The organism is Knoellia sp. LjRoot47 (genome assembly GCF_964253435.1).
Classification (GTDB): Bacteria; Actinomycetota; Actinomycetes; order Actinomycetales; family Dermatophilaceae; genus Knoellia.
Window position 1 is genome coordinate 2,319,846 of the sequence record NZ_CAXUQS020000001.1, and the last position, 14,381, is coordinate 2,334,226.

At 68.9% G+C, this 14,381-nt stretch carries 12 protein-coding genes; 1 reads left to right on the top strand and 11 read right to left on the bottom strand.

From position 1 onward, the window contains the following. Window positions 1–309: 309 nt before the first annotated feature. The 9 genes from ACSQ11_RS11210 to ACSQ11_RS11250 form a co-directional block, all read right to left on the bottom strand. The gene (locus tag ACSQ11_RS11210) at window positions 310–924 is read right to left on the bottom strand and encodes a hypothetical protein (RefSeq protein ID WP_436005372.1); all 615 of its coding nucleotides are present in this window, start codon (window positions 922–924) and stop codon (window positions 310–312) included. A 151-nt stretch (window positions 925–1,075) separates the two neighbouring features. Then, window positions 1,076–2,506: a hypothetical protein gene (locus tag ACSQ11_RS11215; RefSeq protein ID WP_436005374.1), complete on the bottom strand. Its 1,431-nt coding sequence runs from the start codon at window positions 2,504–2,506 to the stop codon at window positions 1,076–1,078. Window positions 2,507–2,686: 180 nt separating this feature from the next. Next, a complete protein-coding gene (locus tag ACSQ11_RS11220) occupies window positions 2,687–2,905 on the bottom strand; it encodes a hypothetical protein (RefSeq protein WP_436005376.1) in 219 nt (72 codons plus the stop codon). A 1,125-nt stretch (window positions 2,906–4,030) separates the two neighbouring features. After that, the gene (locus ACSQ11_RS11225; RefSeq protein ID WP_436005377.1) at window positions 4,031–4,240 is read right to left on the bottom strand and encodes a hypothetical protein; all 210 of its coding nucleotides are present in this window, start codon (window positions 4,238–4,240) and stop codon (window positions 4,031–4,033) included. 110 nt (window positions 4,241–4,350) lie between these two features. Then, window positions 4,351–5,628 carry a hypothetical protein gene (locus ACSQ11_RS11230; protein WP_436005379.1) on the bottom strand — a complete coding sequence of 426 codons (1,278 nt, stop codon included), beginning with the start codon at window positions 5,626–5,628 and terminating at the stop codon, window positions 4,351–4,353. Window positions 5,629–5,646: 18 nt separating this feature from the next. Then, window positions 5,647–8,487: an FtsK/SpoIIIE domain-containing protein gene (locus tag ACSQ11_RS11235; protein ID WP_436005381.1), complete on the bottom strand. Its 2,841-nt coding sequence runs from the start codon at window positions 8,485–8,487 to the stop codon at window positions 5,647–5,649. A gap of 97 nt (window positions 8,488–8,584) precedes the next feature. After that, a complete protein-coding gene (locus ACSQ11_RS11240) occupies window positions 8,585–9,409 on the bottom strand; it encodes a hypothetical protein (RefSeq protein ID WP_436005383.1) in 825 nt (274 codons plus the stop codon). Between the two features lie 829 nt (window positions 9,410–10,238). After that, window positions 10,239–10,805, bottom strand: coding sequence for a hypothetical protein (locus ACSQ11_RS11245; protein WP_436005385.1), 567 nt, complete (start codon window positions 10,803–10,805; stop codon window positions 10,239–10,241). A 197-nt stretch (window positions 10,806–11,002) separates the two neighbouring features. Next, window positions 11,003–11,989 (bottom strand): tyrosine-type recombinase/integrase, encoded by a 987-nt coding sequence (locus tag ACSQ11_RS11250; protein WP_436005387.1) that lies wholly within the window; start codon window positions 11,987–11,989, stop codon window positions 11,003–11,005. Between the two features lie 199 nt (window positions 11,990–12,188). Here ACSQ11_RS11250 and ACSQ11_RS11255 point away from each other — a divergent pair, with 199 nt between their 5' ends. Continuing rightward, window positions 12,189–12,698, top strand: a complete 510-nt coding sequence (locus ACSQ11_RS11255; RefSeq protein ID WP_436005389.1) for a hypothetical protein — start codon at window positions 12,189–12,191, stop codon at window positions 12,696–12,698. Window positions 12,699–12,761: 63 nt separating this feature from the next. On the opposite strand, the gene ACSQ11_RS11260 is transcribed toward ACSQ11_RS11255, so the two are convergent. After that, entirely contained in the window at window positions 12,762–13,760 is a 999-nt protein-coding gene (locus ACSQ11_RS11260; RefSeq protein ID WP_436005391.1) for a hypothetical protein, read from the bottom strand. Window positions 13,761–13,880: 120 nt separating this feature from the next. Next, a complete protein-coding gene (locus tag ACSQ11_RS11265; protein WP_436005393.1) occupies window positions 13,881–14,225 on the bottom strand; it encodes a hypothetical protein in 345 nt (114 codons plus the stop codon). Window positions 14,226–14,381: the final 156 nt, after the last annotated feature.

Sequence of the window (14,381 nt, forward strand, 5' to 3'; positions counted from 1 at the left end):
CGGGACCGCTTCGCGCTCCCCAGAGGGTTGTCGATTCGACGGATCAGGGCGATCGTCACCGGGTCCTGGAGTTTCGTTGGGACGCCCTGCGCTGCGCACAGGGTGACGTTTCGGCGAGCCACGTAGTCGCGGATGGTCTCGCCGGGCTGGATGGCGGTGTCGTTGTGTATCACTCGTCCGCTATCGGCGGGCTCTACGGACAGGGTGACCTCGGAGCAGGACAGGTCGTTTCGGACGGGTGGGACGGGTCGGAGACGCGACGGGCGATCAGGAGCCAGCACCTGCGGCTATATCTCGGCCCGCCACCCTTCACAAGCAGCGCGCGTGAAGGGTGGCAGAGGTTTCGATGTTCCCCTCCGCGTCGAGCCAGTCGTCGGTTTCGACGTACCACCCGACCTGGCCGTGCCACGTGATCCGTACCGCGGTGAGGTTCGGCATTGCCCACGCGTCGACCTGATAGTCGGCGAGGTGCTCTGTCGCGGCGTGCGCGCTGACGACTCCGGTGAGCCACAGACTCATTGGTATAGCGGTGCGTCGACGCTTGGTAGACAGCCGCTCGGGGATCGCGCCCTGGGCCTGAAGTTGGTCGCACCACTGCTCCGAGACGAGGTACCTGTCGCCGGGGGCGTCCCGGTCGAGGGCGGACCATTCGCGTGGGGCTGTGTGGAGGTCGAGCCACGGCAGGCCGTCAGCGGTACCCGCCCGGGTCCAGTAGCAGCCGCCAGGTGGGCACCCGAACGCGTCTCGGGTCTCGTCGTGATCGAAGCCGCACCCGCAGCCGAGGTGGACGGACACCGTCGGCGCAGAGGTCGCGAGCGTCTCGGAGAGGAGGCGAGGCTTCAGTGGACTGCCAAGCGCCCGTAGCAGTGCCAGGGACTCGGCTCCTGAGACGGAAGGAGTTGTGATGGGTGGCTGGCTGGTCATTCGGTCTCCTCTGAGAGTGAATGTCTTCTGTCGACTGGGGTTATCGGCGCGCTGTACGGACAGGGTGACCCGCGAGCAGGACAGGTCGTCGCTGACGGATGGGTCGGACGGGGTCGTGGTGGTACGTGGCTGGGTGGGGCTGACCGTCGGGTCACCACGCGTGGGCGTAGTACGCAGGGTCACGGCGGGCCTCCTGCGCCTCGAAGACGGCCCGTTCGTGCGCGGCTTTCCGGGTGATCGGCGTGGGGGCTGGCGCCATCCAGACGGCCCCAGGACGCTCTCGATTGGTCGGGACGGCCCCGTTGGTCATTGCAGCGCTGAGACGGGCGCTGGTGACGGCGTACAGCGACAGCGCGCCTGCCATCGTGTCCGCGGTGAGAGCGGCAGCGAGACCGTGCGCGGTCCAGCCGCTCTGGCGGGCTTTGAGCAGTCGAGACCGAAGCCGCCCAGCGTCAGAGAAGGTCAGTGGGATTCGGGCGTGCGCATCAGGGATGTGTCGAGCATTTGCGATGACGAGAGCCATCCACGCGTCGTCGTTCAGGCTGGTCTCGGAGCCCGCCGAGTACATCTCGGTCATCAGCCTGTCTGAGACGTCATCCCGGTCAAGGGTGACGGCGGCTCGGATGATGTCGAGGTCAATGACTCGGTCCGCCTCCTCGTCGTGGGCTTGGGTCGGTTGGGTGGTGCCGGGCGCGTAGGCGCGCACGCGGGGGGAGGCGTCCTTGGGCTTGGAGCGTTCTTGGGTATTGGAAGTACCTGGTACAACCCATCCGGGATTTGTCAGTTGGCCGACTCCGGGATTTGTCACTTGGCCGACTCCGGCATTTGTCACCTGGACAGGCCCCGACAGGCCGTCTGCTAACAAATCCCGGAGGCTGGCTCGATGCCCGATGACCTGTGTGGGTAGGGCATCCCACGAGATCGTGATCCGGTTCGGCGCCTGCCGCCACGTTCCGTCCTCGGCTTGTACGGTGCGCGGTTCCGATCGCATCCACCCGCCGGGGGCTGACCGACCCCAGTAGTCCTCGCGCGCGTCGCCGCGAGACAGCCCGGGACCCAGGATGACTTCGAGACCGAGACGGTAGTCGGACGTCGAGAGGCGGGCAGCCTTCGCAATGACAGTCGCACGTAGGTCGGGGGTGCGGCCAACCTGCCCGTCCCGACCGTGATCAGTGAAGTTCAGGATGGCGAGGAGGCTGCGCATTGCCGCACCGGTGTCGCTGCGACCCCACCTTGGGGGGCACTGGGGATCATCTATCTCCCAGAGGAGCGCGACAGGAATGTCGAACCGAGACCGGGCGGGCACGGGGTGTACCCGCACGACTTTGGGCGCGCCCTTCTCTGAGCGCATCGTGACCGTGAGGAGCCCTGCCGCAGCGAGATGATCGGTGCGGCGCAGCACCGTGCGCTCATCCGCGCCAGTACGGCGAGCAGCGCGCACTCGGTTGATCGTGTGCACGTTGGACTTGTTGTCTGTGGCGTCCCGGTAGTGGGCGTAGAGGACGATGTCCGGCCCAGTAAGGCGGGGGCTGTTGCTCGCGCTGCCGCGTCCTTTCGCCAAGCACTTGGGGAGCCAGAGCATCCGGTGATTCTTGGCGTGCACGGGGGCGAGGTTCTCGTTCTCCGGTCGGTCGTTCAGGTCTGACGGCGGGCTGCCGATAGTGGTTGTTGTAGAGGTCATCTCTCTGCACTCCTGGTTGAGGTCGCGGGCTTGTCACCCGCAGGGCCCCGGCGCCGACCGTTCAGCGGCGCCGGGGTCTTCTCACGTGTTGTTGGGGTTGGTGGCCGCTGCGGTGAGGGCGAGGTCGCGGACGTGGGTGGTGAGGCCGACACCGGCGGGCAGGGACGCCGCCAGTACGGACATTTCGGCGTCGGTGAGTCTCAAGTGCACTCGGTGGTGGCGGACGCGGTCGAGCGGCCACGGGGCTGGGCCGCGGGCGCCGGGCTTGCGGGCTGGGGCGGAGGTCTGGTTGTCGGTCACGGTGTGGTCCTAACGAGGGAACGGTTTCTTCGGTCACCTGGGTTATCGGCAGCCCGACGCGGCACCTGTACCGCCAAGTTGCACGAGTTACGAGCGGTCCTCGGACGCGATGACCGGGCACGCACGCGACCCGGTCATCGCGAGGGGGTGGACCGGGCCGCCTTACGGATCGTGGACCGGGCTCGTAAGTGAAACCGATGGTCGCTGGGGGTCCCAGGGAGGAAGACGGGTGCACCGGACGCCAAGGTGAGTCGAACGTGCCCGCGGGCGGTCAGGCGGACCTCGCTCACGCCGACCTCACGATCCGCCCATTCGACCAGTGCCCTCACGGCCGGTTTGAGCCTGAGCCCGTGCAGGCCCGTCACCAATCTTCGCCGATCTCGTGGCTGATGATTTTGGACATCGTGGCGTCCTCCTGGGTTGGGTTGTCAGTCGCCCTGCCGGTTCGACAGGACTTCTGCTGCCACCGCTGACGGCGGCGCAGCAGGTCGAGGGTGCGCGGACAACCGGACAGGTCGTTTCGGACGGAGCGGACGGGAGTCGCAGGGGACAGCCGCTACGAGAGCGTGTGACCCGGCGGCGCGGCGAAGGCGGGCGCCCGTGTTACACGTGACACGCGTGTCGGGGGAGCGGGATCGGCTGTGTCACACCCGATCCCTACCGTCACCTGGATGCGCGCGAGTGACGAGAGGATGTGCTCGGGCTGCGCCAGGCGCCGCGCGAGAGTGGTGGTCGCGGCCGGAGGGCGGCCGGGTGGCCCGGATGTCGTCGCCGTGTGCGAGCCGTGCTGGACGGGGGCGCTAGCCGTGCTGACCGCGCACGGCATTCCGGCTGAGGTGGTCGCGACCGGCTGGTCGTCGATCGGCCGCGCCCGCCCCGTCCGGTAGTAGCGGGTCTCCTCGCGCGGACGGGGCTGAGGTGACCCACGTGGGTCACCTCAGCCCCGGGTTTGTCCACACCCCGGGCGTCGGAGCACTCCCTGTCCACAGATGTGGACTGACAGCCGCGGGGAGTGGCGGCTGATGTCACGATCGCTGGACCGGGCCGTGCTCACCCAGTCCCGCGTTGGCGGGGTGGTACAGGAAGGGCAGCCCGGCCCGGTCCCCTCACCGTGGCTCCAGCCTCCTACCGGACGGGGTCGCCTCCCGGTGCGGTGGCGCGGATGGCGTCGGGCTCCCACAGGCGCTCCGGGACGCCATCACCGCGCACCCACGCAGCCCACCCGCCAGTCCACGTGCGCTGCCACGCCCACAACTCGCCCGAGACCCAAACGCCGTCGGCGAGGACCTCAACCGGGACCTCCTGGCCGACCGGCTTGATGCGCAACCCAGACATCTGCCGAACCGTACGTGCTGTCCCCGACACCCGTCCGGAACCGATCCGTCCCGCCCCCGCGACACCCTGCAGACACCAGCGTTGGGCCATCTCTCCCGCAGGGACAGGCACTACGCGATTTCGTCCTCGTCATCCTTAGCACGTTCCTGCGCAGCACGAAGGACCGACGTCATCAGCATCGTGGCAATCAAGGCGTTGCCCGGCGTGTAGTGGGTGGCGTCCGCGTTGTGGAACGTCACGTGCCGGGACAATGCCTCCGGCGGCGGGGTGCCGTCGGTGACGTACCAAGAGGCGAAGAAGCGGGCGATCGGTGCCAGCGCGGCGCGAACCCGCAGGTCGACGAGCGAAATGAGGTCAAGGTCCGCGACAACAATCTGGGAGATGCGCTTGTAACCGCCCACACCCTCCATCAGGCGGCAGATGACCGTGTCGGTCACAGCAACAGCCAAAGCCTGGGCGGACTCATCGTGTCCCTCTCTCATCGCACGTAGCGCCGCATCGGCCAACGGGCGCTGGCCCGCCAGCGAGTCGTGATCAACGTCGGTCAGGACCTGACCGCAATCGTCTAGCACCTCGGAGCGATGGCGAAGGAGTACCTGCACACGTGCGCCGCGGTCAGGAGCGGCGATTACCTCATCGAGGATGTCGGCCCTCGGTACCCAGACGCACGGAAGGCCGTCCTCCGACACGATCTGAAGGATCGCGCTCTCGTCGACCCCTGCACTCCAGTTCTCCGGGAGCCATCGTCGGATCCGCTCGACCAACGCCGAGGTGTTGACCCCACGGAGGACATTGCCCAGGTAACTCGACCAGTCAACTGAGGGCAAGGTCGCCTTGTGCATCTCGGCCACGCGCCGGAGGGTGTCGGCGCCGAGGCTGATCTTGGTCGCGTCGATGGCGCCGAGGTTGGCCTTGTGCATCTCGGCCACGCGCCGGAGGGTGTCGGCGCCGAGGCTGATCTTGGTCGCGTCGATGGCGCCGAGGTTGGCCTTGTGCATCTCGGCCACACGCCGCAGGACATCGGTGTTCAGCCGCAACTTCGCCGCGTCGATGGCGCCGAAGTTGGCCTTCTGCATCTCGGCCACGCGCCGGAGGGTGTCGGCGCCGAGGCTGATCTTGGTCGCGTCGATGGCGCCGAGGTTGGCCTTGTGCATCTCGGCCACACGCCGCAGGACATCGGTGTTCAGCCGCAACTTCGCCGCGTCGATGGCGCCGAAGTTGGCCTTCTGCATCTCGGCCACGCTCCGCAGGACATCGGTGTTCAGCCGCAACTTCGCCGCGTCGATCGCGGGGAGGTGGCGGCTCGGCCGTTGCTTGCGGGAACCCGGAGATCCCGGCTCGGCATCGTGGTCACGTTCGTCGCCCCGGGTCCCCTCATCGTCTGGCACACCGGCAGAGTATCCGGGTCAAGCGGTGAGCCAGTCCGGCTCGTTGCTGCCCACAGGCTGCTCAACGTCACCCAAGACGTCCTGTGCCGTGAGGGTGATCTTGTCCTCCAGCGTGAGCGATGCGCCGGATCGGCGGAGTTCCTGCATCCGCAGCGACTGACGCGCGAGCGCTTCATCGACAAGGTCGCGAATCGAGCGGGCATTACCCCAGTCACGAGAGTCGAGGTCTTGCTCAGCGATGAGAGCCGGAATGGCTGCCGCAGCGTCCGAGTCCAAGCGCCTCCGCGTGGCGTCGACCCGCGCGGCGTAGATCTGCTCCAACTCGGCAGGGCTGTACGCGGGGAACGGCACCCGGTGCCGGAATCGGGAGCCCAGACCGCTGTTGCTCGCGAGTAGTTCCTCCATCTCGTCCGAGTAACCCGCCAGAACGATGCACAGACGGTCCCGGTCATTCTCAGCGCGGACGAGGATTGCTTCCATCGCTTCTTGACCGAAGTCCGACCCACCGCGACCTGCCAACGCGTACGCCTCATCGACGAAGAGCACGCCATCCATTGCAGCGTCGGCGGCGTCGTGGGTGTTGGGTCCCGTCCAACCGATGTAGGAGTCCACGAGGTCAGCGCGGGTCGTCTCGATGACGTGCCCCGACCTCAGTGCTCCCGCATCCCGAAGCAGCGAGCCAAGAATGCGAGCGAACGTCGTCTTTCCGGTCCCAGGAGGTCCGACGAACACGTAGTTGCCCGGCGCGACCTCATCATCTGACAACCCGTGCTGAGCGAGGTCAGCCTCGTGTTCGACGCGTGCGCGAATGCGCCGAAGAACGTCCTTGGTCGCTTCAAGGCCGATCATTGCCTCCAGCGCGGCCTGGGCCTCTCCCGGGGCCAGCGGCTCCTTCCGCTTCTCAGCGAAGTCCTTCTTGGCCCGCTGGTGCGAGTTCTTGTTGTTGGTCTCGGGGGATGCTTCATCCTCGCTGTCCGGTCCGTCGCCGTGGTGTGCGACGTCGCGGCGGGTGGTCGCCTGCGGCGCGGGCCCGGCAGGGCGCACGTACTCCGATAACTGGCGTGGGACGTCCGGGACGACCGGAACCTCCAAGTCCGCCTCATCGAGATCGACCACGACGGGCGCGATCTCGGCCCCACCGACCCGGAGATACCGGTCCAGATCAGCCTCCAGGTTGATGTACGCGACCTGCACCTCCGCCTGAGGCACCCGAATCGACCGGGCTACAGCGCGGCCAGGGACGCCCGGCGTCGCGACGACATCGGTCAGGCCGATCATCGTTCGCTCGATGTGTTCGCTGCCGCCCTGGAGGATCTTGAAGGCGAGGTTGTTCTGGTACTCGCCGTCGAGCACGGCCCGGTCAGCGCGCTGCGCAGCGAGGATCAAGTGAACGCCTGCCGCACGTCCGAGCCGCAGAATCGAGCCGATCGCCGCACTCGCTCGCTCCTTCGTGGCGTTGACCTCTTTCGCCTCGTCGCTGCGGCCCTTCATTGGGGCGAGAAGTTCAACGGCCTCGTCCACGACGACGAGCAGTCGCGGCGGGCGGTCGTCGGGGAGCGAGTCAATGTGGTTGACCCCAGCCGCCGTCAGGGCCTCGTAGCGGCGCTTCATCTCGTCGGCTGCGGCAACGAGCGCGTCGGCGTGGTCGTCCAGTTCGGTTGTGACCCGGATGACCCCAGGCCGTCCGACCCACTGGGAGAACTCGACCTGCTTGGGGTCGATGAGGACGAGGCGCCACCCAGCCAGTGCCAACTGAGCCATCGCAAGTTGGACGGTCTGGCTCTTGCCGGACCCGGTCGTGCCGACGGCGATCCCGTGCGGCTCGACCCGAAGGTCCCAAGTGAAGTCGAAACTCTCACCGTTGATGACGCCGACGGACCCTGGCGCGTGTTCGTGCGCACGGCCAGCGAGAGCACGTCCGATCCAAACACGCGTGCCGTCCACAGCAGCGCGGCCGTCGTACCGCAGAGACTGCGGGAGAGGAGTAGTCCGACGGACCAGCACCCCCCGCGCTGCAGTGCCGCCCGCCGTGAACGCAGCAGCGTACGTGCCCCACTCGGTCATCCGCGCACGAATCTCGCTCTCGATCGTCTCCTGCGCAGCCGCGGTCGACTGAGGCGGGATCGGCAGCCAGACGGTCTCCGGGCGCCCGTCCGCCACGGTGAGAGACGAGATCGGTGCCCGGTGAGCCTCAGCACGCAGATGCGTCCACGCGCCGCCAGACATCACACCCGCGAGTGTGCGCTCAACAGCCTCGGTCAGTCGTCCGTCAAGCACGGCAGCGGGGATGCGTGGGGCGATCACAGGAGCGACCAAAAACATCACAACGGTGATCAGGCCAGCCATCGGCATCCCTGTGTACGCCAGGAGGGCAGCAGCGACCGGCGTGATCGCCAGCGTGCCCACCAGCGCGCGACGTCGATCCGCAGCAGCAGCAACGGCCGCGCGATACAACCATCCGGTCACGCCCGGAGTCGGGTGCATCGCCACGAGCCGCCGCCCCACGCCCACGAGCAACGCGATCGAGCCGACGGTGCCAGCAGCCACGCCAACGAGTGTCGACACAGTCGGGGTGGCCGGTGTGAGAACGAGCGTGGAGACCGCGGTGATGAGCGCGAGCAGGTCAGCGGCCCAGACGCGCTCACGACGTGGCGCCACCGCTGTGGATGCGTCGTAGGTGGTCAACCACTGGACGGCGGCGAGCGCCGCCGCCCAGAGGAGGGCGTAGTAGCCGAGCGCGGTATCGAACAGGTGGAGGGCGTCTCCGACGACGTACGCGGCGACGCACGCAGCGGCTGGGTAGGCCCACCGCGTCCAGGTGGTGGCGCGGCGGGTTCTGGTACGGCGGCGTGTGGCCATCGGGTACTCCCAGGAGGTAGGTCGAGAGGTGTCTCCCTACCTATCGGCGGCCGCGGCGCGCGCCTGAACCCCCTGCGGGACAGGGGATGCCGACAGGTTAGGCAGCGCGGGAGGCGGTGTAAGCCGTCGCGACGCGTTCGGCTGTCGCGGGTGCGAGGTCGGCGGGCCGGGGCACCGTGGCGACCGCGGTACGCGCGGCGACGAGCACGTGCGCGCTCGTGATCGGCGGCACCTGTGATGCGAGGAGCGTCGAGATCGCGGCGAAAAGCGCTGCACGGTACGTCGGCCCGTCCACCGGTGCCGCGGCAGGGGTCGGTGGGGCGGTCACGACGTCCACACCTGTCGACGGGGCGGGGACCGTCGGCGCCCCAGGGGACACCGCTGCTACGACGCTGGGGATGAGCGTGACTTGCCACGCGGCCTGTTCGAGCACCCGTGAGCCACCCCGCGGATGGCGCTGTGGCGACAGTTTCACCCACTCACGCGGACGGGATCCGACGAGGACCTCGGGCAGCACCTGGCCGTCGTGGTCCTCGTCTGCGGGAGTCACCGCGACAGGCTGGACACCTGACACGGTGAGAGCCGCGAGAATCCCGCCGCTGATGAGGGCGCGCTGGTGGTCGGCGATGACGGCCGGGACCGAGGACGTTGCCGCACGGCGCGACTGGCGTCGCGTACCGGTGGTCCCCTGACGGGCGCGGACAATGCCTGGGAGAGGCGCAGCGACGACGTACCGGACCGCGTGAGCGGCAATGCTGTGGTCCCGGAGCGCGTCACCGATCGACACGACGACACGCCCTGCGAGGTGCGCCAGCCCTGCCGGGTCATCTCGCAGGTGCTCGCCCGTGTGCGACCCGGCGACGTGCTCCGCCGCGACAGTGAACGCCTCGACGACGGCACCGGTCGTGTCGGTCAGGCACACACCAACAGCGCGCGAGTCTACCGCGACACCAGCCGTGTACGTCATCGCGCGCTCCGACGCCGGATCCGGGACAGGCCGCTGGTGAGGCGGGCTGGGAATCGGCGGGTGCTGGGGAGCCAGAGCAGGACCAGTCCGATCTCGATCGCTGCGACGACGGGCAGTACAACCGTGCGGGGGATGACCGGAGTCGGCCGGGGGGTCGCAGGCTCGTCGGCCGTGTCGATCTCGGCCGCGTCAGCGTCAGGCTCGGACGGGGCCGATGGGGAGACTGACGGTGACGCAGCCGTCGTCGCCTGTCGCGCGCACTGTGCTGTGAGAGCGCGCCCGTCCGCCGTGGACAGGCCCGCACCGGTCGACGTCGGCGACGCCACACCCGCATCCCGCAGGACGTCACGGAGGACCGCCTGTCGAACCGACGCCGCGGACTCGGAGTCGGCGGGCACGTGGCCGTGGACCCAGACAGGTCGGTCGTCCAGCAGCGACTCCGTGTCCTCGTAGTCGCCGGTTGCCGCGGACGTGTTCGAGCCGGTGTCGATCCAGTACCACCGGACCGTGTCAGCGTCACCAGCCCGCGCGGTTACACCCGTAACGGGTGCCACCTGCGCGTACGCCCACGCAATGGAAGCGGGGAGGGCGGCAGGGGTCACCAGCGACGACTGCACACCCCAGGTGACGTCGGACCGGCACGGCGTGCGCGGTGCTGGCTCCGCGGCATCAGCACGCCCAGCGACGACGGTCGTCAGCGCGAGAGCGACGCTGACGACTCCGAATGCGATGAGGATGCGTGTTCCCCAACTGGCTCGATGGCGGGTGCGGCCACGGGCGCGCATCACGCGCCACCCAGGCCGCCGCCGGACCCGCCAGAGCCGGTCGGCGTCTCAGTCACGGTGTCGGCGGTGATCTCGTCGCCGATGACGTGGACGTGTGTCACGGTCGATGCCGTGCCGCTGGTGAATCCGACGCGAGACGCGGTCACGACGTAGGGCGCGAGCGACGGGTCGCTGGCGGGGAGCCCGATCGTGAGCGACCCGGAGTCCGACGTCGGGATGACGGTCACGCTAGCGCCGTTGACTCGGACCGTGAACGGGTCGCCAGTGTGTGGACGGTTGCCACCGCCGCCCCACGAGACGACGCGACTCGCTCCGTCCGCCGGAGCCAGGGGAGTGCCGGGCCGGAGCATCACAGGACCGTCGGCGACGATCACAGCGTCAGTGGTGGGCGCGTGCGTCCGCGCGGTCTCGGGGGCGCTGGCGTCGTTGGGCACGGTGCTGCAACCGGCCGCTGCGAGGGTCGCGAGGACGGCGAGGGTCGCGGTCGCGGCGATCGAGGCGGTGCGGGCTCCGCTGACGGACGGGTTCCTGTCGGCCGCGCGGGCGAGACTGTGGTTGGTGCGCATTTTCGGGCTCCTGAGGCTGGTGGCTCAGGTCTGTCTGAGCCGGTCAGGAGAGATCATCGGCAGCCGCCGACCGCCTCTTGAGGGCGTGACGGTACCGACAGGGGACACGCCGCTACGGGTGTCACACGCGTCGAACGTCAGGCCCGCCCCGCGGTGTTACGTGCGACACGAGACCGGGGACCGGGCGTGGGGCCGGGTTACAGGCCGAGGTGCCCCGACGCGGGATCAGCCCAGCGCCCCGAGTCGTCGTACCCACGCAGGACGGTCACTGACCTCCACCGTCCAACTCGCGCGATCTCCCTCTCAGCCACGCCGTTTGCGTACGCCGACGTCGCGAACCCTCGCCGGAGCGAGTGTGGGGAGAGCCGGTCGACCGGGACGTCCGCAAGGGCGGCGGCGCGAGCGAGGACCCGGGCGACGGACCGTGTCGTCAGCCGTGTAGACCCGACCGTCCCGTTTTTCCCGACGGGCCGGAACAGGGGACCGCAGGTGATCCCTGCGGTCCCAACCCACGCCGTCACGGCAGCGACAGGGCACGTTCCCGACCGGGTCCCGGGAGCAAGTGCCAGCGTCTCCCCAGCACCCTCCTGGTCCGTCTTCGAGTGCCGGATGCGGACGTCGAGGCCACCCCCACGCGTCGCAGGGGTGATGTCGTCCACGTCGAGCCAGATCAGGTCGGACGCGCGCAGGCCCAGCGAGTAGCCGAGCAGCAGCAGCGCGCGGTCCCGTGTCCCACCGGGGGAGTCCGGGAGGTCCTCGACGAGCGCGCGAACCGTGGCCGTGTCGAGAGCCCGCGCTTTCCGTGGCCGATGGCCAGCGTGGACAGCGGCCCGGCGCACGCCCCGCATTACCCGGCGTATGCCTTCGTGCTCCGACGGTGGCGCGTGCCCGGCCACCCGGTGCGCGTCGGAGATCCCCGACAGGCGGCGAGCGACCGTCACCGGGGACGCGCCGCTATCGGCCAGCCCGGTCAGATACGCGACAACGTGCAGCGGGTCCGCAGGCAGCGGGTGCACCCCGCGCCCTCGGCACCACGCCTCCCACGACCGAATGTCCGACGCGTACGCCCGACGCGTCGCCTCGGCCCGCGACGCGTCCGCGTACCGAGCCACCCGCTCCACGTCCCCAGCGAGCACGAGCCCGCCCGCATCCTCCGGCACAACCGCCACCGCGTCAGAGACCACGTCCCCACCCCTCCCCAAACCGCTTGCACGGCAACGGATTCCGGGCCTGATATTGGGTCCGGGAAATGGAGACTAACGGACCCAACCGACAGCCCACCGGCACGCGGTGAGGGACGCCGGGAACCTCAAGAGACGGCGGGGAGAGGTCGATAGAGAACGGGTCGCCGGTCGCCGACCGGCACCAACCCAGGAGGCGCCGATGCCTGCACCCACCGAACCCAACACCATCGACCCCCGCGTGCGCACCGCACTCGACACTGCTGCCCGCGCGGTACTGCTCGCCGCGACCACAGCGGCCCTCGCCATCGTCTACATCCTCCACGGCCGCTACGTGGCTCCCCACGTCTTGAGTGCACTCGACTGGATGCACCGATTCGACGTCGGGTACGTGCTCTGGCTCGGCATCGCCGCAGTCTTCGCCGCGGGCTGGCTCGCAGCCACGCCCACTGACCCTGAGGCGGATGCTGACGCTTCCGAGACGGGACCTGACCAGCCACGGCCCCACCTTCTCCGCTGGGTGGCTGCGTACGTGGTCGGCACACCCATCGGTCTCGTGGTGTCGTGGCCGACGACTCTCGCCATCGCCGAGCCCTTGGACGCAACCGCCGTCTGCGATAACGCTGTGTGGGTCGCGGGTTCGCTTGCGCTGTTCCTCTTTGGGCCGATGTTGGCGGACCATCTGTCGGCGCGCGACCGCGTCCAGGTCTGAGATCGGGCAACGGCAACACAAGGCGGGCTCCAACCGGTCTCGGTTGGAGCCCTCCCTGTGTTCTCAGGCCACGCGGGCAGCAGGACTCGCGGCGCACGTGGCACAGCCGCCGTGTCCGCGTGCCTCAACCATCGTGTCGGTGTGGGCACTGATGACCGGGAGCGTCGGGGCGCACGTCGTGATCCGTCGGGACAGCCCAGCGTCCTGCACGGTCAGGATCGTGTGTTCGGACCCGTCCGTCGTCACGACGCGGTCTCCGACCTGGAGGTCGGACAGGTAGGTCGGGCCCGTCGGCCCGGCCGATTCAATGACGTGGAGCGTGTCCGCCGCGTAGTGCCAGCCAGGGGCCCGGCCATCGAGGTGGGCGTCGCCGGTCGGAAGACCAACGACGGCGCGGTCAAACGCGTCGAAGCCCGCAGCGTCGAGGACCTCCGCCGGGGTGTTGCCCGTGCGTCCAGTGACCAGGTGCTGCGTTTCGCCAGTGCTGGACACGCGGGAGGTGACCCGGTACGCGAGGTACGCAGCACCGTCACGTGCCCCACGAACCGGGTTGTACATCAGGCCGACACCGTACGCGCGGTCCCGCCCGTAGTCGTGACCGTCGTGCGACACAACAGTGCGCCAGTTGTCCACGTTTTTGATGCGCGCGTTTGACCCGTCAGCGCCACGTACCTGTCGAAGCAGTGACCCGGTGTTGTTGGCCCGGAATACCGCGTGACATTCCGTGTCGCTGGGGTGTTCCGGGTGCGCGACGGCCACTGCGTGCGCGTCGCGAACTGTCGTCGCGTACACCGGATCGACGGGGTCCCACGCGTCAGCGACGACCGCCAGGTGGTGGGTGCTCAGGCGAGCGAGGTTCTCCGCAGTGAGTCTGTGCGGCGGCACCCGATCGTCGCGCTCGTCTTCGCCGTCAACGTCGTCGAACGCCGCGTCGACGACCTTGCGTCGCGTCCACACACCGTGCCGCCCGTTGCACCGGCGACCGCCGCCCTCTGCCATCGCTCTACACATCTGAGTCCTCCCGATACGGACTTGAAATTCCGGGTGGCCGAGGCTGACCACCACACTTTCCGTATCGGCCGTCCCCAGGCCACTCTTGACCGCGCGGCCCCACCGATCGCAGTCAGGAACGCCTCACCCGCCTCTGCGACCGGGTGAGGCATTCCTGTCCGACTCGGTGCCTCAGGCGGAGTGCCCGAGGGCGCGTCGCTCACTCGCGGTTAGCCACTCGGTGACGGCCCCGATTCCGGAAGAAACCCGCGCGGCGAGGATCCAGCCCGCGTCGGTCAGGGTCATCCGGAATGCCGCCCAAGAGCCGTCCTCGTGGTGCAGAACACCCACGGCCGTCCGGCCATCCTCGGCGACCCAGTGCTCGGCGACCCTCCACCCTTCCGGGGACCACTCGATCACGGTGCCGTCCTCAAGCCGCACGTCCCGGCGCACGATCGCCCCGGTCCACTCCGTGCCGGTCCACGCGGTCGTGAGCAGAACGTCGTCGGCCCACCCTGCGCGCTTGGGTGCGTACACCCCACGTGTCGCATTGACTTGGACCGGCCGCCTCCGACCATCGCACCGTCGGCCTCCGTCAGCCTTGCTCTTGCACATCTTGTCTCCCACGCTTCGGAGCCCTGGACGGGACTCGGTAGGTAGATATCGGCGTCAGCGAGGAAGGCCTGAACGAAG